This window comes from Flavobacteriales bacterium (assembly GCA_016124845.1).
Lineage (GTDB): Bacteria > Bacteroidota > Bacteroidia > UBA10329 > UBA10329 > UBA10329.
Genome location: WGMW01000015.1, coordinates 133,806 through 156,224, shown reverse-complemented (window position 1 = coordinate 156,224; position 22,419 = coordinate 133,806). Strand labels below are relative to the sequence as shown.

16 protein-coding genes, 2 tRNA genes and 1 pseudogene are annotated in these 22,419 nt (G+C 46.3%); 10 read left to right on the top strand and 9 right to left on the bottom strand.

All coding sequences use genetic code 11. The features are described from left to right. Window positions 1-120: 120 nt before the first annotated feature. Window positions 121-1,310: pseudogene (locus tag GC178_07785) on the top strand (IS3 family transposase). A 17-nt stretch (window positions 1,311-1,327) separates the two neighbouring features. On the opposite strand, the gene GC178_07780 reads toward GC178_07785, so the two are convergent. After that, window positions 1,328-1,849 carry a TrmH family RNA methyltransferase gene (locus tag GC178_07780; GenBank protein ID MBI1287466.1) on the bottom strand — a complete coding sequence of 174 codons (522 nt, stop codon included), beginning with the start codon at window positions 1,847-1,849 and terminating at the stop codon, window positions 1,328-1,330. Window positions 1,850-1,990: 141 nt separating this feature from the next. Here GC178_07780 and mutS point away from each other — a divergent pair, with 141 nt between their 5' ends. The 5 genes from mutS to GC178_07755 all read left to right on the top strand — a co-directional run bounded on the left by mutS (window position 1,991) and on the right by GC178_07755 (window position 7,199). Beyond that, on the top strand, window positions 1,991-4,573 hold the full coding sequence (mutS, locus tag GC178_07775) for a DNA mismatch repair protein MutS (GenBank protein MBI1287465.1): 2,583 nt from the start codon (window positions 1,991-1,993) through the stop codon (window positions 4,571-4,573). A 43-nt stretch (window positions 4,574-4,616) separates the two neighbouring features. After that, window positions 4,617-4,689: transfer RNA gene (locus tag GC178_07770), tRNA-Gly, on the top strand. A gap of 47 nt (window positions 4,690-4,736) precedes the next feature. After that, window positions 4,737-4,821: transfer RNA gene (locus tag GC178_07765), tRNA-Leu, on the top strand. A 228-nt stretch (window positions 4,822-5,049) separates the two neighbouring features. Further along, a complete protein-coding gene (locus GC178_07760; GenBank protein ID MBI1287464.1) occupies window positions 5,050-6,093 on the top strand; it encodes a DeoR family transcriptional regulator in 1,044 nt (347 codons plus the stop codon). Window positions 6,094-6,167: 74 nt separating this feature from the next. Next, complete coding sequence (locus GC178_07755; GenBank protein MBI1287463.1) at window positions 6,168-7,199, top strand: threonine aldolase; 1,032 nt, start codon at window positions 6,168-6,170, stop codon at window positions 7,197-7,199. Here the strand turns inward: GC178_07755 and GC178_07750 are convergent. Continuing rightward, a complete protein-coding gene (locus tag GC178_07750) occupies window positions 7,178-8,341 on the bottom strand; it encodes a hypothetical protein (protein MBI1287462.1) in 1,164 nt (387 codons plus the stop codon). The two genes, GC178_07755 and GC178_07750, sit on opposite strands and share 22 nt — an antisense overlap. 1,047 nt (window positions 8,342-9,388) lie before the next feature. On the opposite strand from GC178_07750, the gene GC178_07745 reads away from it, so the two are divergent. Continuing rightward, window positions 9,389-9,742 (top strand): hypothetical protein, encoded by a 354-nt coding sequence (locus tag GC178_07745; protein MBI1287461.1) that lies wholly within the window; start codon window positions 9,389-9,391, stop codon window positions 9,740-9,742. Between the two features lie 305 nt (window positions 9,743-10,047). On the opposite strand, the gene crcB is transcribed toward GC178_07745, so the two are convergent. From crcB to gcvP, 6 genes are all read right to left on the bottom strand, one after another. Continuing rightward, window positions 10,048-10,410 carry a fluoride efflux transporter CrcB gene (gene crcB, locus GC178_07740; GenBank protein MBI1287460.1) on the bottom strand — a complete coding sequence of 121 codons (363 nt, stop codon included), beginning with the start codon at window positions 10,408-10,410 and terminating at the stop codon, window positions 10,048-10,050. After that, entirely contained in the window at window positions 10,407-10,979 is a 573-nt protein-coding gene (locus GC178_07735; GenBank protein MBI1287459.1) for a phosphatase PAP2 family protein, read from the bottom strand. The genes crcB and GC178_07735 overlap by 4 nt, the downstream gene beginning before the upstream one ends. A gap of 2 nt (window positions 10,980-10,981) precedes the next feature. Then, the gene (locus GC178_07730; protein MBI1287458.1) at window positions 10,982-11,884 is read right to left on the bottom strand and encodes a T9SS type A sorting domain-containing protein; all 903 of its coding nucleotides are present in this window, start codon (window positions 11,882-11,884) and stop codon (window positions 10,982-10,984) included. A 75-nt stretch (window positions 11,885-11,959) separates the two neighbouring features. Continuing rightward, window positions 11,960-13,870 carry a T9SS type A sorting domain-containing protein gene (locus GC178_07725; protein ID MBI1287457.1) on the bottom strand — a complete coding sequence of 637 codons (1,911 nt, stop codon included), beginning with the start codon at window positions 13,868-13,870 and terminating at the stop codon, window positions 11,960-11,962. 132 nt (window positions 13,871-14,002) lie between these two features. Beyond that, window positions 14,003-15,832 (bottom strand): T9SS type A sorting domain-containing protein, encoded by a 1,830-nt coding sequence (locus GC178_07720; protein MBI1287456.1) that lies wholly within the window; start codon window positions 15,830-15,832, stop codon window positions 14,003-14,005. Window positions 15,833-16,024: 192 nt separating this feature from the next. Further along, window positions 16,025-18,919, bottom strand: coding sequence for an aminomethyl-transferring glycine dehydrogenase (gcvP, locus tag GC178_07715; GenBank protein MBI1287455.1), 2,895 nt, complete (start codon window positions 18,917-18,919; stop codon window positions 16,025-16,027). A gap of 150 nt (window positions 18,920-19,069) precedes the next feature. Here gcvP and GC178_07710 point away from each other — a divergent pair, with 150 nt between their 5' ends. From GC178_07710 to GC178_07700, 3 genes are all read left to right on the top strand, one after another. Further along, window positions 19,070-20,062 carry a hypothetical protein gene (locus tag GC178_07710; protein MBI1287454.1) on the top strand — a complete coding sequence of 331 codons (993 nt, stop codon included), beginning with the start codon at window positions 19,070-19,072 and terminating at the stop codon, window positions 20,060-20,062. Window positions 20,063-20,215: 153 nt separating this feature from the next. Continuing rightward, window positions 20,216-20,965, top strand: coding sequence for a hypothetical protein (locus GC178_07705; GenBank protein MBI1287453.1), 750 nt, complete (start codon window positions 20,216-20,218; stop codon window positions 20,963-20,965). Window positions 20,966-21,001: 36 nt separating this feature from the next. Next, window positions 21,002-21,640, top strand: coding sequence for a T9SS type A sorting domain-containing protein (locus GC178_07700; GenBank protein ID MBI1287452.1), 639 nt, complete (start codon window positions 21,002-21,004; stop codon window positions 21,638-21,640). Window position 21,641: 1 nt separating this feature from the next. On the opposite strand, the gene GC178_07695 is transcribed toward GC178_07700, so the two are convergent. After that, on the bottom strand, window positions 21,642-22,391 hold the full coding sequence (locus GC178_07695) for a gamma-glutamyl-gamma-aminobutyrate hydrolase family protein (GenBank protein MBI1287451.1): 750 nt from the start codon (window positions 22,389-22,391) through the stop codon (window positions 21,642-21,644). Window positions 22,392-22,419 lie beyond the last annotated feature (28 nt).

The following is a 22,419-nucleotide window of genomic DNA, read 5'->3' as shown; positions in this document are numbered from 1 at the left end:
GACTGAGTTGGACGCCTTTTTTATTTGGTGTGTCCCGTCCTGAAATAGGTTGACAACAAATGGACCTATTATAGAAAACGATAGGATAAAAGGAAAAGGCGCAGTCAGCGCGATTACGATCTGGGCTTTAAACTGGTGGTTGTGGACCAGGTGGAAAAGGGCGAGATGACCTACAAGCAGGCGCAGAAAGCCTATTGCATACAGAGCCGTGGCACGGTCCTGACCTGATTGCGCAAACATGGTAACTTGGACCGGAGTTATCCCAGAGTACACAGCCTGCCAAAGGCCAAGGAGACCCCGCCCGGAAGATCAAGCGACTTGAGAGACAGCTTGAAGACAAGAAGCTGAAGAACAGCAAGCTCAATTACATGATAGACCTTGCAGACCGCGAGCTTGGCCTCGATCAGAAAAAAGCACTTGCCCGAACGGCACGACATTATCAGGAAGCGCAACAGATGCGCCTATCACGCTGTTGCAAACTGTTAGGGATAAGCCGTCAGGCCATCTATCAGGCAGAGCACCGTTACCGCAGGCGGGCACAGGAACTTGCCCCGGTGATAGGAATGGTGATGGAACTGCGCATGGACATGCCCAGATTGGGCACACGCAAGGTATATCATCTGATCAAGGATAAGCTGGAACAAGAACAGATAAAGATGGGACGCGATGCGCTGTTCAGTTATCTGAGAAGAGAGAACATGCTCATCCGCCCCAAGAAGAACTACACCAGAACGACCTATTCCAAGCAGTGGATGCGCAAGTATCCGAACCTGCTTGGGAATACCGATGTGACAAGGGCAGAACAGGTGCTGGTCAGCGACATCACCTACATCAAGTGCAGAGAACGCACCCATTATCTCTCACTGGTGACCGATGCGTACAGTAGAAGGATAATGGGACATCACCTGAGCGATGACATGTCATCGGAGAATGTGGCCAAGGCCCTGAAGATGGCCATCGGCAACAGGAGAACGGTCCTTCCGATGATACATCAATCCGACAGAGGACTTCAATACTGTTCAGAGCATTATCAGAAGCTGCCGGGAAAGCATGGCATCACCCCATCCATGACCGATGGGTATGACTGCTATCAGAACGCCTTGGCAGAGAGGATGAACGGCATGCTCAAACAGGAGTTCCTCATATACAGGTGCAACACGGGCAAGGAACTCAAAAAGCTCATCAGGCAATCAATAGACACTTACAATGAGAAAAGACCACACCTGAGCCTGAAGATGCAAACACCTGACTTTATACACCAAAGAACCCTGCCCGATATCGGGCAGGGTTCCTCTGAAAACAGACAGTGAAAACCTGTCAACTTATTTTAGGACAACTCACCAAACTGACGATACAGTTCCCAAAGAACTATTCCAGCGGAAACTGAGATATTCAAGGAGTGCTTGGTGCCGCTTTGCGGAATTTCGATGAATTCATCGCACAAATTCAATACTTCCTGAGAAACACCTTTCACCTCATTGCCGAAGACAACCGCAAGTTTTGAATGTGGTTTCACCTGGTAATTCTGAAGTTCAACGCTTCCCGCAACCTGTTCAATGCCACAGATCGTGTAATCGTCCGACCTCAATTCATTCAACGCTTGAATGATGTCCTTTTGATGTTCCCAATGGACAGACTCCGTAGCACCTAAAGCCGTTTTCTCAATCTCTCGATGAGGCGGACAAGCAGTAATTCCACAGAGAATGATTCCTTCAATACTGAAAGCATCTGCTGTTCTGAAAACGGAGCCCACATTATGCAGGCTTCTGACATCATCCAATACCACAGTTACTGCGATCTTGTCCGCTCTCTTAAACTCCGAAAGTGTCTTTCTTCCGAGTTCATTCATTGTCAGTTTTCTTCCTTTTTCTTTGGCCATTTCAGTGATCGAAGCCTTGGTATATGGTTAACTTAGCGCGATTAGCAACGCAAAGTAAAGCAGATAATCTTGGCAGGGTCGTCAGGTAAAAAAGATCAGGAAACACCATTGATGAAGCAGTACAACGCCATTAAGGCGAAGTACCCAGATGCGTTGCTGCTTTTCCGTGTGGGCGACTTTTATGAAACCTTTGGGCAGGATGCAGTAAGAGCCTCCAAAGTGCTTGGAATCGTTCTCACGAAGCGCGCCAACGGCAAGGCCTCACACATTGAACTTGCGGGATTTCCGCACCATTCTCTTGAGACTTACCTTCCAAAATTGGTACGGGCAGGCCACAGGGTTGCCATTTGCGATCAGTTGGAGGACCCAAAGACCGTTAAGGGAATTGTGAAAAGAGGTGTTACCGAACTGGTTACTCCAGGTGTCTCTTTTAACGATAATGTGCTTGAGCAGAAATCAAACAATTTTTTGTGCAGTCTGCATTTCGGAGAACAGAGAATCGGAATCGCATTTTTGGATATTTCCACGGGCGAGTTTCTTGTGGCGCAAGGAAATGAACTCTACATCAAAAAGCTCATCAAGAATTTCGAGCCAAGTGAAATTCTTTTCCGAAAGAGTTATCGTACTCATTTCCATGAAACATTTGGTGATGGTCATTGCACCTTCACAATGGAAGATTGGGTTTATACGATTCAGTTCGGAACCGAAATTCTGAACAATCATTTCGGAACGAAAAACCTGAAAGGCTTCGGTATTGCTCACTTGGAAGAAGGCGTGATCGCTGCTGGAGCTGCTCTTCAATATCTAACCGATACCCAGCATAGCAAAACGGCCCACATCGGTTCGCTTTCGCGAATTGAGGAGGAGAAATACATGTGGGTGGATGGCTTCACAGCGGCCAACTTGGAAATTCTGCGGCCGAACCAACCAGACGGCAAATGCCTGTTGGACATTCTTGACCGGACGCAAACGGCCATGGGTTCTCGGATGATGAAACGTTGGGTGGCATTTCCGCTCAAAGAGCGTTCTCAAATAGAAAAACGACTTGAAAGCGTGGAGGCTCTGCTCAAATCCGAGAAATCGAGAAATGACCTTTGCACCAGCTTGAACAACATTTCTGACCTCGAGCGATTGGCGTCCAAGCTTTCCACGGGCCGCATCAATCCAAGAGAACTGTTATCGCTTGGTCGGTCGCTTGCCGAAATACCAGCGATCCGTGATATTCTGAATACGTTACAAACCATCGGATTCAAAGAGATCTCATCGATGATCAACCCGTGTAGCTTGGCGCTCGAAATGATTGAAACCAGCATTTCCGAAGAAGCGCCTGTCAACATCAGCAAAGGTTCAGTCATTAGAGACGGGTTCAATACCGAATTGGACGAACTGCGTCAATTGGCCTTTTCGGGGAAAGATTATTTGGTCGGAATCCAGAAGCGTGAGTCTGAAGCCACTGGAATCACCAGTCTGAAGATCGGGTTCAATAATGTGTTCGGTTACTTCCTTGAAGCCACAAATGCGCACAAGGATAAAGTTCCGGATACCTGGATCCGCAAACAGACACTTGTCAACTCCGAACGATACATCACAGAAGAACTGAAGCAGTACGAGGAAAAGATACTTGGTGCCGAAGAGAAAATTCAAGTGTTGGAGACCCGCTTGTACCAAGAAGTTCTTTCCGATCTGCAACAGTTTGTGATCTCGCTTCAGCAGAATGCCCAATTGCTGGCGCAGATCGATTGTCTCGTCTCATTTGCAGAAGTAAGCGAAGAGAATCAATACGTGCGGCCACAATTTTCGGAGGAAAGTGTCATCCAGATCAAGGATGGCCGCCATCCCGTAATTGAAAAATCGCTGCCAATTGGTGAAAGTTATGTCTCGAACGATGTTTACTTGAACAATCAAACCCAGCAGATTCTGATCATTACAGGGCCGAACATGTCTGGCAAATCAGCTTTGCTTCGCCAGACCGCTCTTATTTGTATCATGGGACAAATGGGCTGTTTTGTTCCCGCCAAAAGTGCCACATTGGGTCTCACGGATAAGGTTTTCAGCCGCGTGGGTGCTTCCGATAATCTCGCCCAAGGCGAATCGACTTTCATGGTGGAGATGAATGAAGCCGCAAGCATCCTTAATAATATGACTTCGCAGAGTCTTGTTATTCTTGATGAGATCGGGCGGGGAACCAGCACCTACGATGGCATTTCCATCGCCATGGCCATTGTGGAGTTCATGCACGAAGGCAACAAGGCAAGACCTAACGTTCTATTCGCAACGCATTACCACGAACTGAATGAACTTGAGAACAGGCTTGAACGCCTAAAGAATTTCAACGTTAGTGTAAAGGAGATCGGCAAAAAGGTATTGTTCCTTAGAAAGTTGGTTCCCGGTGGCACAGAACACAGTTTCGGGATCCATGTGGCAAAAATGGCCGGAATGCCATCTGTTGTCGTGAATCGGGCGAAAGAAATCCTAAGCAAATTGGAGGATTCGCACGCAACCGAATCGAAATCGGTGAAAACTGCCAAGAAATCCACAATTGAGAACATGCAACTGAGTTTCTTTCAACTCGATGACCCCGTTCTGGAACAAGTAAAGGAAGAAATAGAAGGCATTGATATTGATACACTTACACCTGTTGAAGCCCTCTTGAAATTGCATGAGATCAAGAAAGTTCTTGGAAGCAGAAAGTGATTTTGCGCAATTCGGAAATTATTTAGATTTGCACTCCCAATTCGCGAGAATAGCTCAGTTGGTAGAGCACGACCTTGCCAAGGTCGGGGTCGCGGGTTCGAATCCCGTTTCTCGCTCACTCTCAAACAGAAATCCTCCTCTTGGGAGGATTTTTTGTATTGGAGCCCGGGTGGTGGAATTGGTAGACACGCAGGACTTAAAATCCTGTGGCCATTGCGGCCGTACGGGTTCGACCCCCGTTCCGGGTACGACTTTCAAAGCGTTGCTCTTTTCCCAACAGATCTACGGATAGCGTGATAGGATTTCGGATGAAGGCCACGCTCACCAATGGCATACCTCCAAATCAGACCGTTACAGCGGTTGGAAAGGGTATTCAGTACGAACTCAAGAACCCATTATCCTATCATTTTCATTTGCTTTTCCTATCACATATGATAGGATAACGGTAGATTTGTGATAGGATAATTTCTGCAACCATGCAATTGACGGACAGACAGCAACAGATAATCGACATCATTGCCTCACTTGGTCAAGCTTCCATATCGGAGGTCAAAGCGCTTCTGAGGGAGGACATCAGTCAGCCGACCCTGAACCGTGACCTGGCAAAACTGGTCAAGGAAAAGGCATTGATAAAGTCCGGTAAGGCCAGAGCCGTCACGTATCGTGTTTCTGACCACTACAAACTGTTTGCTCCCATAGATGCTGGCAATTACTTTGAACAGGAACCTGACAAACGAGCGGATTCTCCTCAATTCAGCTTCGGGGTCTTTGATGTATTGAAAGATGCCGACCTGTTCACGAAGGAAGAGAAACTCTTCCTACAGGAACTGAAAGCTGAATACCAGCAGAACATTTCTGACATATCTCCAACGCTTCTTCAGAAGGAAACCGAACGACTGACCATAGAACTGAGTTGGAAATCTGCCCAGATCGAGGGGAACACCTATTCGCTTTTGGAAACAGAGCGGCTGTTTGCCGAAAAGGAAACCGCCAAGAACCGTACGCGTGAAGAAACCATTATGCTTCTGAATCATAAAGATGTACTGGATTACATTCTACAAAACCCGAAGATCGGAGTAGAAATTTCGGTGCGACTGATCGAGGAAATCCACTCAATCCTTATCAAGAATCTTCAAGTAACCAGAAATATCCGTTCGCGAAGCGTGGGTATTACGGGAACAGCTTACCGCCCACTGGACAATGAGTTTCAGATTCGGGAACATCTGGAAAAGATGTGTAAATTGATCAACGCCTGCGAAACCGGTTTTGAAAAGGCACTTTTGGCAATCGTACTCATTTCCTACATCCAACCATTTGAGGACGGAAACAAGCGCACCGCCCGAATCATTGGAAATGCGTTGCTTCTGGCAGATGATGCGTGTCCTCTTTCTTACCGCAGCGTGGATTCGCTATACTACAAAAAGGCGATGCTGTTGTTCTATGAACAGAATAATCTTTCTACGTTCAAGGAGCTATTCATCGGACAATGTGAGTTCGGGGTGAAGAACTACTTCCGTTAATTAACACTTATTCGGTCTCCCAAATAAAATACGCCAATTCATCAGCCAATGACTCTCACGAATATCTTCGCAACATGATCATTGACCTTCGTAGCGATACTGTAACCAAACCAACTCCAGCAATGTTGGAGTTCATGTTCAATACTGAGGTTGGCGATGACGTTTTTGGTGAAGACCCGACAGTAAACGAACTACAAGCCGAAGCTGCGGAAATGTTCGGCATGGAGGCTGGGTTGTTCTGCCCAAGTGGTACGATGACAAATCAAATTGCGATCAAGGTCCATACGCAACCTGGCGATGAGGTGATCTGCGAAGCTGGTGCTCACATTCACTATTATGAAGGTGGTGGAATTGCATTTAATTCAGGTGCTTCGACAAAACCAATTGATGGCATTCGAGGTGTTTTCTCATCTGAGCAACTCTTGGAATCTCTGCGACCCCAAAATGTCCATTTTCCAAGGACTTCGCTGGTCTGCATTGAGAACACTTGCAATCGAGGTGGTGGAAAGATCTTTCCATTCGATGAGATTCTAAGAATTCGTGAAGTCTGTGACCGCAACGGACTGAAGTTGCATTTGGATGGTGCAAGACTTTTCAATGCTATGGTTGAAGGTGATCGGAAACCGAAAGATTTTGGAAGGACCTTCGACTCCATCTCAATCTGTCTCAGTAAAGGTTTGGGCGCTCCCGTAGGATCCTTGCTGTTAGGCAAGAAGGATTTTATTCACCGAGCATTGCGCGTAAGAAAGGTGCTTGGAGGCGGCATGCGGCAAGGCGGTTACATGGCAGCTGCAGGTCTATTCGCACTCCGAAACAATGTTGAACGACTTGTGAAGGACCACCAAGTTGCCAAGATGATCGGGAAACAACTATCTGAAGTTGAATATGTGCAATCGGTGCTTGAGGTTGAAACAAACATCGTAGTGTTTGAATTGAAGCCAAATGTGCATTGCAATGAGTTTCTCAGCTACTTGGGGTCAAAAGAGATTCTTGCGTTCGAGGTCGGGCCTCAACGGATCCGATTCGTGTTCCATTTGAGCTTACCGGAAGATAGCCAGACCCGCATCACGCAGGTCTTGAAGGACTATTCCTCGTCCGATTCCTGATCATCCTTCGGTTCTGGAAGTTTTGATTTCATCCACAGATCGAAGCGCACAAATTCAGTTCCTGATGGATTCCATTCAAATCCTTCCGTTTCGTTGAGCGAATTGCTCAATGCCTGTCTATTCTTCTCCGACAATTCCGTGAAGTCCAATTCTCTACGCAATAGATTACCAAGAATGTCTACGGCCGTTCTTACGCGTGGTCTGTCCAATTGCTTGTAGCGCGTAAGGAACTTTCTTGTGGCGTCCAATTTGAACTCCAACCATTCCTCGTCTCGCATCTCCACCAACAGCATCATCTCCAGCAAACGGAACTGAATGTTCCATTCATCCTGTTGCCGCAGCAGATAGCCATCCTGATTCATGGTCTTGAAAGCCGCATCAATGTTCCCCATCAAAAACTCCGTTGAGGCCTTCAGAAACAACCATCGCGGAACAAGTGGTTCTCGTGCTTTGATGCGAGGATGTACCATGGCACTATGAACCGTTTCCAAGACTGCTTCATAATTGGCTGAAGCAACCTGTGACTGCGCAAGAAAAAATAACGCTTGCAGCCTATTGAATCCAGCAGCAGGGAAGTTCTTTTCAGAGCGTGCGAAATGCGCAGTTGCCCGATCATACTGACGGAGGTTGAGATAGGCGAACCCAAGCGACTGATTTACACCCGCAATGTTATTCTTCGATCTGACAGCAGGGCTTTCCTCAACCAATTTCAAGAAGTGGTGACCCAATTCAATAGCTGTTTCAAACCGCCTATCTGCAATGCATTTTTCAACATCCGCCATGTAATACCAATACCCGACCCTTGCCGCACCGGATTTTTCGTAAAGCTCCTTCAGTTCTTGAACCAGTTTATCCTCAAACCCATCTTCTTCAGCCTCCAGTAATGCTTCCTTCAATTGAGGTAACGTGATCAGGAATGATAGTTCCTCCGATCGTAATATGTCACTCCAACGTTCAAGGTCATTCCGTAAGGATTGATTGACCTCGTTCAGTCTTTTCCCATCGGTGAAAGTGTAAAGTGCCTCGCGCGTCAGGTGATTAATGGAAACGAGTTCCGCAGAAAGCTCATACTTGATGGCCAGCTCGCGTGCAGAATTCAAAATTTCTGCTCCTTCTTGCTTCGCTCCTCGAAAAATGAGCACGTAAGCTTGAGCGAGTTTCTTTAGGCATTCGAATTGTGCTGCTCTGTTTGCCTGTGCAATTCGTTTAGATGATTCTTTGATCAAAAGGACGCTTAGAATATCCTCTTTTAGCCTTCGTTTTAGATGGGAAAAAGCTGAACTGGAAACACCAGAAAAAGCACTTCGAACCTCATCTTCTTGCATTTTTTGGTGAGAATCCAACAATTTGAAGAGACGGTATCTCTGGTGTTCTTCTGCATTGGTTGTTCGTGAAAGGAGGTGGCGTAACATCCGCTTTTCGCCTATCCGCATTACCCTAATTAGCGATCTCAGATCCTCCATCAATCAAATTTGACACAACGATACGACCATTCATAGGGCTTATTGGTCGGTTCGTCTTGCATTTTATCAACATTTGACGATGAAAAACTCAACCTCATCGAAAAATGATAAAATTTTTTCCACCTGATAATCAATCAGTTACAGAATATTCAAGAAAATAATCCACCAAATATTTGGATTGAAATCTTATTTCGTCTTAAGTTTGAACCGTCTTATCGAAGTAATTAAGGAATTCATCGAAAAAAAGACAAGCACCAAAGAATTGAAACTGTAACCCTAAAACCAAACAAACCATGGAACTTTTAATCGCCTTTTTGATTGCATTCGGAGCTATCACCACAAAAGATACTTCTAAGATTACCGAGAGTGATGCGCAAGCATTGATCAAGAAAAATAATCTGGAGAAAGAATATATCATTTGGGAAGCGGAAGGAGACGATTTCTGATTCACCAGATGCTCATTGTCGCAAGGCAATGATTTTGAGGGAAACCTCGAATTGACATAGCAAAAGTTGATTTTGCACTTAATGTGTTCGCTTACCCAGCGAGTCACTTTACCACCTTATTATTAAATCTAAGGCTTTGATTTTCATTGCCTTAGATTTTCGTTGTAATAAACCGCGAGGTCAATTTGAACCCCGTATTTCCTTGTACACCTATATATACCGCTCTACTTTTGGTCCTGTAATCACGCTGCAACTGATGGCAGCGATAAAACAAAAAGACATGGAAGCAGTATTCGCAACATTGACAGACAACCAGAGAGTAGAGACTTTGAACAATCTTTATAAGAAGAGCATCTCAACTCCTAAAGGCAATCTTGCATTCTCAGCCGATAAACTGGTTTACTTGAAACCATTTATTTCTCGTCTCCAAAACACAGATGGTGTCGATCAGGATCTGAACAGCCGAATCATGGTCCGTTCTGTTGTTGATGAACTCCTCAAAGACATTCTTGCTGAGATCGAAGTTGCTTCAGGCAATGGCAAGAATGCAGATAAGATTGCCTTGGAATACGGCCTTGGCCAGTTAGTTCAATCGGTGGAAGAAAACTTCTACTACACCAGCAAGGTAGCCTAATAATCACATTACGTTAAAACGGTCCAATCATGTGTCCATCAGACGTTTTTCAATTACCGGTTCAATCCAAGGGTTTCGGCCCAGAAACAGAGGTCTTTGCTTCCGACCTCCAATATCCTTGCAGCATAGCCATCAAGGAATCTGAATTGGCTGAAAAGGTGAAAATCCAGATCAGGAAAGACGATACACAAATTTGGAACGACTATGAAGAAGGACAACTTTTAATCGGAAAGAGTATCAAGTGTCGAATCGCTTATGGGGGTGAAACCAGAACAATTGCAATTGAGGTCTTTCATACCTGATTCTTACTTGGTCAGCTTGTAGATAAGAATCAGACAAACAGCGACACTTACGATCACGTTTCCAGCGGCAACCAAATGGTTGCCGTTTTTTATTAGCTGAACCGTCTCAAAACTGAACGTGGAAAAGGTACTGAACCCACCACAGAACCCTATCAATATAAGCGACCTGAGCATCGGGTTATCGGAGCCCGACCTCCGCAACAACTCAATAGTAACAGCAAGTACGACACAACTCACCAAATTGCTGATGAACGTCCCTATCGGGATGATGCCACCAAAGGCCTTTAAGGAGATTATGGACACGATGTAACGGGACAAAGATCCAAGTCCACCACCAATAAAAACCAATAGATAACTCATGTTCATAAATTCAATACTGGTCTGACAAGTCGAAAATTCAGATAACCCACGAGTGACCCGAATACCCCCCCTACAAAAACATCAAGCGGATAATGAACCCCTAAATAAACCCTGCTGAATGCAATTAACGACGCCCAAAACAACAATGCGATCATCAACTTTTTATTCTGATTCAACACTACCTTCAACAAAATTGCCAACCCGAATACATTCGCGGCATGTGATGAAACAAAGCCATACTTACCTCCACAGTTTCCTGAAACCACATTGAGCTTTTCTAAGAGCAGTTGGTTATGACATGGTCGGAGACGGTGAAACATGTCTTTGAACAATACCACGGAACCTTGATCTGTAAGGACAATCATTACGGCAACGGCCAGTAGTAACCAGAACAAACTTGGTAAGCCAAGCTTTCGATATAACATGAAAAGCAATATGATGTAGAATGGAATCCAAGTCCATTTTGAGCTCACCAAAATCATGATTCCATCGAGCCATGAACTGCCAGACCACCCATTTACGATGAGAAGTAGTTTTTCATCGAAATCAAGTATAGTGTCAAGCAGATATGCCAAACTCAGTATTTCAACAGCTTTTTGGACACCCTGAATGAATCTCCGCTGACCACCACGGCATACATTCCTGTCGGCAACGGTTCAATATCGATGATGTTTCTGGCATTGGTGACCGTAGTTGTCAGCACTCGCTTTCCCGCCAGGTCAAAGACGTCTACCGCTACAGCACCATCAAAGATTCCTTCTATATAAAACTGATGGGTAGCGGGATTTGGATAAAGTTGCATTGCAATCCGGTCCATATTAAGAACACCGGCCGGGTCTTCCGCATCTATCAATGGAAATATGGCCAAGTCTACATCAAGTCCCCATGAATAATCCTGTTGACCCACCGTGAACCATGTATTTCCGGCTGTCAATTCCCAAGAATTGGTTGCTCCCATTGCATCACCATCCATGGTTGACATCAATCCGACCGTATCTCCAACACTCAAATGTGTGAGGTCTATACCTACCGAAAATCGATCTCTGATGACGATCGTATCTGAATCGAAACTCACCTCCGTAAGCTCTCCGTTTGCCAACAGATCTGATACAGGTACATCAACAAACGCAATGATACTATCAGGAGCAATGGAATCGGACTCTCCGTATTGCGTGACACCAAAGCCATGATTGTCATAAACCGTTACACGAACAACAGAATTGGCATCACCCGAATTATTCTGAACAGCACCAAAGCCCAACCAGACCTTACGCAGAACAAATGGTGATTCGTAATAGTATGACTCTGCCTTGGCCTTATCTCCATAACCGTTGTTGCCGAATGCATAACCACCGTTGGGAGAATCATATAGCGTATCGCTGAACGAATAGAATGAAGCGTAGCCCAGCGTATCGGTGACCTGTGCATGAACCGCAGTCTGTAACAGAAAAAGAACACCTGCAATAATTCCGAATCTCATCCCGCAAATGTAGCTAACAAAAGAAAGGGCTTCGCAATGGAAGCCCTTTCTCGAATTATTCTATCTCCTTTTCATTTATTGCACAACCACGCGCTTTGTAAAGGAGGATGTTGCTCCCTGAATCTGAACCATGTAAACGCCAGCAGCCAGATTTTGAACATTGAAGTTCTTGGTGATCCTCTGACCCGCCTTTGTCTTTGATTGAGAAGAAAGAACTATCTCACCAGCTACGTTCAATACTCGAATGGTAAGGTCTTGATCATCCTTTGCCTCGAAACGGACCGTGAGATTATCTGTGACCGGATTCGGATAAATCTGAACTGCTGTCACATCCTCGTTTTCGCGGATTCCCACAGAAGGATCGAAATTGGCTCTGATGATCGGAGAGGTTGTATAGCCGGTATACCAATTAATGGCTCCTCCTGACCCAAACGGCCCGTAACGAAGTTGGGCACGGTCATCATCCCCATCGCTCGCAAGGAACCAAAGATCTTCGCCAACTCCGGTATTTCCTATGCTGATGAGGTAGACTCCTGCTGGAAGTTCGACCCCGTTTCCACCGTCCAATGGCATGTTCACAAGATCTGGTGCTCCACTGCTACTTACATCACCAGCCTGAAGGTCGTATACCTCGGTGATCAACGGATCATCAAGACTTTGATTGTTGATTGCATCAAATACTTCGATTATGCAACTTGACGTGGTGGTATTGCTACCAAAAGCGGTCTGCACGGCCGTAAGCGTCACATCTTGGACAATCTCATAGTACAGAGCGATCTTGTACTCGTTCGCATCCATGTTGTTGTCCTCGCCACCGGAAACCTGAAACTGAATATTATTCTCATCATCATGACCATAAATGAAATCAGTAACATCAAATGTTGAGGTCATTTCATTATTTGACATCACTTCATCTGTCGAGTCAGCAGCTACAGAGACTGTTACTGTATATGTTCCAACCGCGCTTGGGGTGAACCCAGTAGAATACCATGTGGTGTCTCGTGCAACGGAAGCAATACTGGCAGTAGAGGCAGAAAAGGTACCTGAAGCCACTGAACTTGAGCCATCATTGATGTCATAGCTGTAAACGGCATTTGTTTGCGGAACTCCTCCTTGATTGACACAGGCAGCCCCAATTACAACTTCCTGAACCTGGGACAATGGAATTTTCTGGTACTCAAACGCATTAGAAATATCTCCGTGCCAAACTTCTGTCATGGCAAGATCGTTGGTGTAGCCTTCAACCACACGCATATCATCTATCATCCAGAAATACACGCGGGCATTCCAGCCGATCCGCAAGTAGAATGACGGTGAATTACCGACTGTTCCTGAAATATTCAAGCTCACAATATCTGGGTCATCCGAAGCCGTATTGTTGTTCACGCTACCCTGCACCGTGTAGGTCGTCCAGTTCGTAGAGTCAACACTTACCTGAACCTCCATGTCAACGCTATTATTGAAGCGGAAACTCTGCTCAAATTCCAATAAAAGACTCGGATAAGATGCACCGAGATCAATTTTGTTAGTGGCAAAATATGACTCAAGATATTGGTAGGTAGAACCCGAAGGCTGACCGTACGTGAAATGATTGGCCGAATCCGGGTCGCATATCAGGAAGCCATTGGAAGCGGTTGTAGAACTGATCGGGTCAGCATAGTCGGCAGCATTGTTCCCGTTCCAATAGCCGTGCGAACCGTTCGTGGTCCACTTCCAGGGACAAATGCCAGAAATATCGTCAATGGCCCACCCTGCGGGGAAACCATTTCCAAAGTCTTCGTGCCATAGATAACCACCTCGTTGCACAGCCATACCGGTATGACGGGAATGCTGGGCGTTAGGAGCAGCGCAATCGTCATACTCGTTGGCATCATTAACGGGCAGTTCTTCTCCCATGTAGGTTGCGTTAGGCGCGGATGTTGGCCGCTGTTGGCCAAAAACGGTAACCGTGGCCAAACTGAAAAGAATCAAGTAAGCTTTTTTCATAGATAAGGATTGAATGGATTCGTGCTGTGAAAATAATCCTTTGACCTCAAATCCTTGTGGCAAATAATGTTAATTAAGAAGGCCGGTCCAAATGGACCGGCCTTCCGAATACAATAGATATGAATCAGCTGATTACTGAACGATCACACGCTGAGTATAAGATGCTGTCGCTCCTTGAATCTGCACCATGTAAACACCGGCAGCAAGGTTTTCTACGTTAAAGTTCTTGGTGATCTTCTGACCAGCCTTTGTCTTAGACTGTGAAGAAAGTACCATCTGACCTGCAACGTTCAATACACGAACTGTGAAATCCTGATCTTGCTTCGCTTCGAAACGAACGGTCAAGTTATCTGCTACTGGATTAGGATAGATCTGAACGCCAGTTACGTCCTCGTTCTCCTGAATACCAACAGTAGGGTCGAAATTGCCACGGATAATAGGTGAAGTTGACCATCCGGTATACCAATCTACAGCACCGCCAGAACCATAAGGTCCATAACGCAATGACGCTCTATCAGCATCACCATCACTGGCAAGGAAGGTCAGAGATTCACCTGGGCCTGTGTTTCCAACACTGATCAGATAAAGACCACCGGCACTCAAAAGGACACCATTACCTCCATCCAGTGGAATATCAACCAGAACGAGACTTGAACCTGAACTGATATCAGCAGCTTGAATGTCATAAACCTCCGTGATCAACGGGTTTGTCAGACTTTGATCATTGGCAGGGTCGAACACCTCAACAATACAAGAAGACGTAGATGTGTTGGAACCGAATGCTACCTGTACAGCGGTTAATGTCGCATCAGCAAATACCTCATAGTACATTGCAGCTTTGAATTCGTTAGGGCTGCTATTTCCATCAGAACCTCCCGAGATCTGTACTGTAATGTTGTCAATATCATCGTGACCGTAGACGTAATCCGTCACATAGAATGCAGACATTTTTTCATCATTTGATGAATTTTCATCCGATTGATCTGAAGAAACAGAAACAGTTACGGTGTACTGACCAACGGCAGATGGCGTAAAGCCAGTTGAGTACCAAGTAGTATCAGTAACCGTTGGATCGATAGAAGTGTTACTTGCTGGGAATGTTCCGGAAGCAACAGAAGAACTTCCATCAGAAATATCGTAAGTATATACGGCATTCGTCATGGCCTGACCTCCCAAATTCGTACAAGCAGCACCGATAACCACTTCCTGAGCCTGAGCCATTGGAATTTCCTGATATTCAAATGCGTTGAGAATATCTCCGTGCCAAACGTTAGACATGCCAAGGTCGTAGTTAGCTCCTTCTACGATGGCCACATCGTCAATCTGCCAAGCATAGTCCCAAGCACCTTCGTATCGGAAACGAATCCAAACAGTAGATGCATTTGCAGCAACACCTGAAACGTTTACAGATACGATGTCGCCATCTGAAGAACTTGCTGTGTTCACCGCTTGGTTTGCATTCACTTCGTAAGTTGTCCAGTTTGTACCGTCTGTACTTACTTCGAGATATGTTGCCTCCTGGTATCTTGCAGATAATTGTTGGAATGTAACCGCTACCGAACCATAGCCGGTAAGATCCACAGAATTGGCCAATTGGATCCACGCGTTGTAAGTTCCATTTCCGAGGGCATCACTATCAAACATCACCCAACCATTGGCAGCTGTGGTAGAGTTAAGTATGCCGTAGCTTGATGAATATTGACCAGTAGGACCAGCAGTTGTGAATTCCCAATCTGCAGCTGGAGTACTGGAGTTTCCAAGCACCCAGGCATTCTGATCGGAGAAATCCCAATAATAGCCACCAATTGTGTCACCTGTTGCAGCGGCCGAAGGAGTTGATACAGGTGCTTCAAGCGCAACTGTGTGTCCTCCACGCAATTTCTGAGTAGCAACAGCAGCATTCTGAGCGAAGCCGGATCCCGCAATTGCCAACCCAATGATAGAAGCATAGATCTTTTTCATTTGTTGTTGATTATGTTACTTAAAGTTTAAACAATTCAGTCTGCTAAGTTAGATATTGAAGCCCACAGACACCAATTTCTAAAGACATTTTCACGGTTTTGGGCGTGTTTTTTTGAATGGTCCATGCAATTTTCACTCGCATAGAGCCACAAGGCCATCAAACCTGAGTATGCCAGTCCTTTTGTACACAGCCTAAGCCGATGCTACCTCAGCCGCATAGCTTTCGGTTGTCGGACATGTGCAGATCAGATTCCTATCTCCATGTGCATTATCCACACGGCCAACCGAAGGCCAAACCTTTGCTTCAGAGACATAAGGCAATGGAAAGGCTGCCTTCTCTCTTGAGTAGGGATGATTCCAACTATCCGAAACCACCATTTTGGAAGTATGCGGGGCGTTGTGTAAAACGTTATCGGTCACGTCCGCATCACCACTTTCAATCTCCGATATCTCCTTGCGGATGGAGGTCATCGCATCTACAAACCTGTCAAGTTCCGCTTTCGATTCACTTTCGGTCGGTTCTACCATGAGTGTTCCGGCCACAGGGAACGAAACGGTTGGCGCATGGAAACCATAGTCCATCAGACGCTTGGCAATATCACCTGCCTCTACACCTGAACTTCGTTTGAAGTCACGGCAATCAAGGATCATTTCGTGAGCTACCGTACCATGCTTTCCGCTGTACAATATATTATAAGAACCGGTCAATTTTGCCTTCAGATAATTGGCATTGAGAATGGCATATTGCGTGCTGTTTTTCAACCCTCCTGCACCCAGCATTTTGATGTATCCATAAGATATGAGCAGAATAAGCGCACTTCCCCAAGGTGCTGCCGAAACAGCAGAAATTGGTTGACTACCGCCCATCGGAACCACCGCATGACCGGGAAGGAACGGAGCCAAATGCTTGGCCACACCGATAGGTCCCATACCAGGTCCACCACCACCGTGCGGAATGGCAAATGTCTTGTGCAGATTCAAATGGCACACATCCGCACCGATCAGCCCTGGATTGGTAAGACCAACCTGCGCATTCATATTCGCACCATCCATATAAACCTGACCGCCATTCTCATGAATGATTCTGGTAACTTCTTGAATGGACTCCTCAAAAACCCCGTGTGTGGAAGGATACGTGACCATCAAACATGAAAGACTCTCGGCATACTGCTCTGCTTTGGCTTTCAGATCGGCCACATCGATGTTGCCGCTTTCATCGCAACTCACCACCACCACTTTCATACCCGCCATCACGGCACTTGCTGGATTTGTGCCGTGTGCAGATGCAGGGATCAATGCCACATTTCTGTATTCATCTCCCCTACTCTTATGGTATTGATCGATCACCATAAGTCCTGCATATTCGCCCTGCGCACCAGAATTGGGCTGAAATGAGACCGCCTCGAAACCCGTGATCTCGCAAAGGGCTTTCTCCAATTCGTTGAACACGATCTGGTAGCCTTTGGTCTGATACAATGGCACGAACGGATGAATATTGGCGAACTGCGGCATACTGATCGGATAAAGCTCGCTTGCCGCGTTCAGTTTCATGGTACACGAACCAAGCGAGATCATGGAGTGAACCAGCGAAATGTCCTTGTTCTCCAATCGCTTGATGTAACGCATCATCTCCGTTTCGGAATGATATGAATTGAAAACAGGATGCGTCAAATAATCGTCTGCTCGAAGAAATTCGTTTGTGAGAACAGAACTTTCCACATCCAATTCCTCTCGCTTCACATAAACAGGGTCTTTTTCGGCTACGCCTGAAAAAATCTCCAAGATCTTCTGTAGGTCGCCCACGTTTGTGCGTTCATCCAAACTGATGCCGATAGCGCGATTCTCGATGTAACGGAAATTGACCCCTTCCTTCTCGGCCACTTCCTTTACCTCGGTAACAGTAACACCCGTTGGTGGCATCACCTTGATGGTATCGAAGAAAACATCTGATTTGAGTTCGTAGCTGAGCCTCTTCAGTTTGGATGCCAACACAGCTGTTTTCCGATGGATATTCGTGGCAATGTTGCGCAAACCTATCGGTCCGTGGTAAACGGCATACATACTTGCCATGATGGCCAATAGTGCTTGAGCCGTGCAAATGTTAGAAGTGGCACGGTCACGCTTAATGTGCTGCTCGCGTGTTTGAAGCGCCATGCGCAGTGCAGGATTTCCCTGAGAATCGACCGAAACTCCAATGATCCTTCCTGGAATGTGGCGTTTGAACTCTTCCTTGGTAGCGAAAAAGGCGGCATGCGGCCCACCGTAACCCAACGGAACACCGAAACGCTGCGTATTGCCAACAACTACATCAGCGCCCCAACTTCCAGGACTCTTTAAAAGAAGAAGACTCATCAGATCGGCAGCCACGGCCACCGAAGCTCCAACGCCATGTACCTTTTCCACAAACTCCGAAAGGTCTTTCACCTCGCCATGAACAGAAGGATATTGAAGCAGCGCACCGAAAAACTCATCCGACAGATGAACATCCGTGTGGTCACCGATGGTCAGTTCAATACCCAAGGGTGCAGAGCGTGTATGAAGTAGATCAATGGTCTGCGGAAAACAATCGGCAGACACAAAGAACTTGTTCACTCCTCGTTTTACGGCATCGCGCGAACGCGCATTGAACAGCATGATCATGGCCTCGGCAGCAGCCGTTGCCTCATCCAAAAGCGATGCGTTGGCAATTTCCAAACCTGTCAGATCACTCACCATGGTCTGGAAATTCAGTAGCGCCTCCAACCGACCTTGCGCAATTTCTGCCTGATAAGGCGTGTAAGCCGTGTACCAACCTGGGTTTTCCAACACGTTGCGTTTGATCACGTTCGGCACCACGCAATCGTAATAACCAAGACCGATGTACGAACGGTACAATTTGTTCTTATCGCCAATTGCCTGAACATGCTCCGCGTACTCCACTTCCGTCATCGCTGGCGGAAGATCCAGTTCCCGATTCATCCGAATGGAAGCGGGAATCGTCTTCTCAATAAGTTCATCCAAACTGGCAACACCAATGGTGGCAAGCATGGCGTTGACGTCTTCTTCTCTGGGGCCGATGTGGCGGTTGACAAATGTGTCCTGTTTCATCACGTTTTTGAAAGGTCGCGCAAATTTACCATCACTATCAATGCACAACGATGACCTTTGTTCAATTTATGCACAGGTTACTGTATAAGTAAAGACCGTCTGCGGCCTTTCTGCCATACCATTTGGATATATTTGAAGACCTATTTCGAGATGCAGACCTTACGAATAGCAATCATCATTCTGCTGTGTTCGGTGTCAATGCTTTCATTGGCGCAGGACAAACTTTTGCTGAACAATGGCCGCATCAAAGACCTGAAGGCAACGGTTGTCTATTACGATAACGGCAACATCCTTTTCCAGAACCAACGGCAAAAAGCCAAACTGGAGAAATTTGAACGAAAGGAAGAAGCCAAGCAAAAGAGGATAGAGTCCTCGGAGAAGTGGAAAAGAAAGCAGGAGAAGAAAGCGGCCAAGCTTGCCAAAAAACGAGAACGTCAACTTGCAAAACTGGAGAAGAAGAAGGCTCAGTTCGAATATGAAGTGAAGCGAAAAATGGAGACCCTATCTCCTGCCGATTACGAGAAGTGGAAGAATCGCGAACTGGTAAAACTGAAGCAGCTGGAGACCGATCAGGAATTGAAAGCTTCGCTTGAAGAGAAACTGGAGGAAGCCAAGGCTGCACGCAAAGAAGCATTGAAACGCGGAAAGTTCGCATCAGACATCAGTCGTCAGCGAGTGTTCTCCATTCTGCATGCCGATGGTTCTGAAGAGATCGTTTACAATGCGGATACATTGGGTATTCTTGCCGATGGCGAACCCGAAGTTGAGTATGGCGTGGAGGAAATGCGCATGTACATCAAAGGTCGTCAGGACGGCCGCAAGCACAGTTTTCATGACGTTTACATCGGAGCTGGTGTGGGGCTGATCTCTTCGCTCGCTCTTACCTGGACATGGGACATTTTCTATGCGCCTATTCCACCAGCTATCTGCGTGGCGGTCATTGCTGGGCTGCGTAAGTTCAAACCAAGTAGAAAACTCGACATCTCTCCCGAATTCCTTGCTTCAGATGCGTACATGGACGGCTACATCCGCTCAGCGCGTGGTCGTAAAGCATTAGCGTTCACCATCGGTGCAGTTGGTGGACTTGCCGTGGGATCGACCATTGCCGTACTCACTTCCCCAATGCTTCAAAAAACTCAATAGCCTGAATTTCAGGTTTTCACGGTTTACCTTTGTATCACCATCACGTACATCGTCCGATATATCGTTTATGGTAGCTGGTGGGTCGCCCTGTGTGCTGCCCTGCTTGGGCTACTTTCTTGGTTCGAACTGACAGGAATCTGGTGGAACACGCCTTTGTTTCTGTTCATATTTGGCTGCACGCTGGTCATCTACAATCTCAACATGATATCGGGACTGGAAGAATTGAGCGGCATGGGCTCCGATTCGGAACGGCATCATTGGTGCATCGAAAATGAGTTGCTCATGAAAGGAACACTGGCGCTGGGATTGCTGCAGGCGGGCATTTCGGTCTTGTTCCTGAACATCGACATTTGGCTATTTATGATTCCATTGACCATTATCGCAATGGTCTATACCATTCCCATTCTCCGTCATCAGGCCCAGCGCATTCGTGTTCGGGAAATTGGCCTGTGGAAGATCTTCATTATTGCTGTGGTCTGGGCAGGAATGACCGTTATTCTACCTGCCGTGAACAAGGAAGGTCTGCTACAGATAACCGACCCTTACAGCTGGCAACTGGGCATTGAACGTGGCATTTTCATTCTTGCAATCACCATTCCTTTCGATATCCGTGACCTGGTGAATGATGCCAAAAAAGGCGTGCGAACCATTCCTTCGACCATTGGCACATTCCGATCCATCCTTCTTTCAGAAATACTGCTTCTGCTTTTCGTCTTTCTTACTTGGTGGAGGCTTGGTTTTGATGATCCGTTATTTATCGGATATCTGTTCAGCACACTCATCACGATGCTTGCCGTCAGTTACGCATCCCCGAAAAGGGGCGACATGTACTGCTCTTTTTGGGTGGAAGGAACGATGGCATTGCAGTTTCTTGTTGTTTTCATCATTACAGGACAACGGTAAGCGCATGGCGTGCGTCTTAGCATCAAACCTCTTGCCATGAAACACCTATTTACTCTTTGCTTTTTTTGCTCTCTCCACTTCATGCTTTTCGCTCAGGGAAGCATTACATCCATCACAGTTTCGCCAGCAAACCCGAATGAGAGTGACGACATCTCAATCTACGTGAACGTTCAACTTCCAAATTCAGGTTGCGATGTTCAAACACAAGCTCATGGCTTGCAGGGCAATACAATAGGTGCTTCGGCATTGCATTGCATGGGTCTGTTGACCGCTATCTGCAATACAACAGACACGTTCCAGATCGGTCAACTTCCTGCTGGCAACTACACATTTGATTTCACGCTATCGAGCGGATCTGGAAGTCCAAATTGCAGTCCTGGTATTGTTCCGGATGACAACGACCAGCTACAGTTTACGGTCTCGACAGCCGTTGGTATTGAGAATGTGAAAACGGAAAAGCTGACTGTTTTTCCCAACCCGACAACCGATTTTCTATCTGTAGGACACGGAAATTCACCATGTCGAATTATTTCGATGGATGGCCAAGAAGTGGGCAATCAGATAATTCCGAATGATGGACGGATTGATGTTCAAAATCTACCAAGTGGACTCTACATTTTTGAGCTTAAACTCAAAGGAACTGTTGGAAGAGCCGTTTTCGGAGTGAGCCGATAGATCAATTCGGTTGATCCAAATTCTGAAGAAAGATGCGGGCAATATCAGCCGCCATCGGATCATCGCGCTCCATGCGCTCTGGATGCCATTGCACCCCCAGAATGAACGGATGCGTGGCCTTGTCTTCCCAGTAGAATGCTTCAATAATGGAATCAGGTGCCCAGGCCAAAACCTTGAAACCAGCAGCCAATGAATCGATGGCCTGATGGTGATTTGAATTCACCTCGGCACTATCGCGCTCCACAATTTTGGCCAGCCACGGGTGGCAATAGACCATGTGGTGGGCATCGCCCTGTTCCTGTTGATGGATGTGAGAATTTCTTTCTGTGGGAATATCAATGATGAGCGAACCTCCTTTGGCCACATTCAGCAATTGCATGCCACGGCATCCGCCAAAAAGCGGAATCTTCCTTTCGAACGAATGTTCCACCAACGCTAACTCCAACGAATCTCTGTACGGATCGATCGGACCGCATTTCTGAATCATGGAATCTTCACCGAAAAGAGACGGACCAATATCCTTTCCGCCCGTCAAGATCATTCCATCCACCTCGTTCAAAATCACTTCCAAAGAATCGGATGTCATTCCGTACGCTTGATAGAATGTGAGTGTACTATCGAAATGCAGCAACCAGCGTTGGTAATCGTTGTGCGGATAGTACTTAGAAATAAGGATGGAATGCGTTCCCGAACCAACATTGGAACAACCCGCCAAGAACAATACCGCGATGATGGACAAGCGAAACCTCATGGACTCAAAAGTAGAATCAATCTTAAAA

Bases quoted from the DNA above. Each gene is read 5' to 3' on its own strand.
- crcB (MBI1287460.1), bottom strand. From the start codon at position 10,410: ATGAACATGAGTTATCTATTGGTTTTTATTGGTGGTGGACTTGGATCT.
- GC178_07725 (MBI1287457.1), bottom strand. From the start codon at position 13,870: ATGAAAAAAGCTTACTTGATTCTTTTCAGTTTGGCCACGGTTACCGTT.
- GC178_07710 (MBI1287454.1), top strand. From the start codon at position 19,070: ATGCAGACCTTACGAATAGCAATCATCATTCTGCTGTGTTCGGTGTCA.
- mutS (MBI1287465.1), top strand. From the start codon at position 1,991: ATGAAGCAGTACAACGCCATTAAGGCGAAGTACCCAGATGCGTTGCTG.
- GC178_07745 (MBI1287461.1), top strand. From the start codon at position 9,389: ATGGAAGCAGTATTCGCAACATTGACAGACAACCAGAGAGTAGAGACT.
- GC178_07760 (MBI1287464.1), top strand. From the start codon at position 5,050: ATGCAATTGACGGACAGACAGCAACAGATAATCGACATCATTGCCTCA.
- GC178_07695 (MBI1287451.1), bottom strand. From the start codon at position 22,391: ATGAGGTTTCGCTTGTCCATCATCGCGGTATTGTTCTTGGCGGGTTGT.
- GC178_07720 (MBI1287456.1), bottom strand. From the start codon at position 15,832: ATGAAAAAGATCTATGCTTCTATCATTGGGTTGGCAATTGCGGGATCC.
- GC178_07700 (MBI1287452.1), top strand. From the start codon at position 21,002: ATGAAACACCTATTTACTCTTTGCTTTTTTTGCTCTCTCCACTTCATG.
- GC178_07780 (MBI1287466.1), bottom strand. From the start codon at position 1,849: ATGAATGAACTCGGAAGAAAGACACTTTCGGAGTTTAAGAGAGCGGAC.
- gcvP (MBI1287455.1), bottom strand. From the start codon at position 18,919: ATGAAACAGGACACATTTGTCAACCGCCACATCGGCCCCAGAGAAGAA.
- GC178_07730 (MBI1287458.1), bottom strand. From the start codon at position 11,884: ATGAGATTCGGAATTATTGCAGGTGTTCTTTTTCTGTTACAGACTGCG.
- GC178_07755 (MBI1287463.1), top strand. From the start codon at position 6,168: ATGATCATTGACCTTCGTAGCGATACTGTAACCAAACCAACTCCAGCA.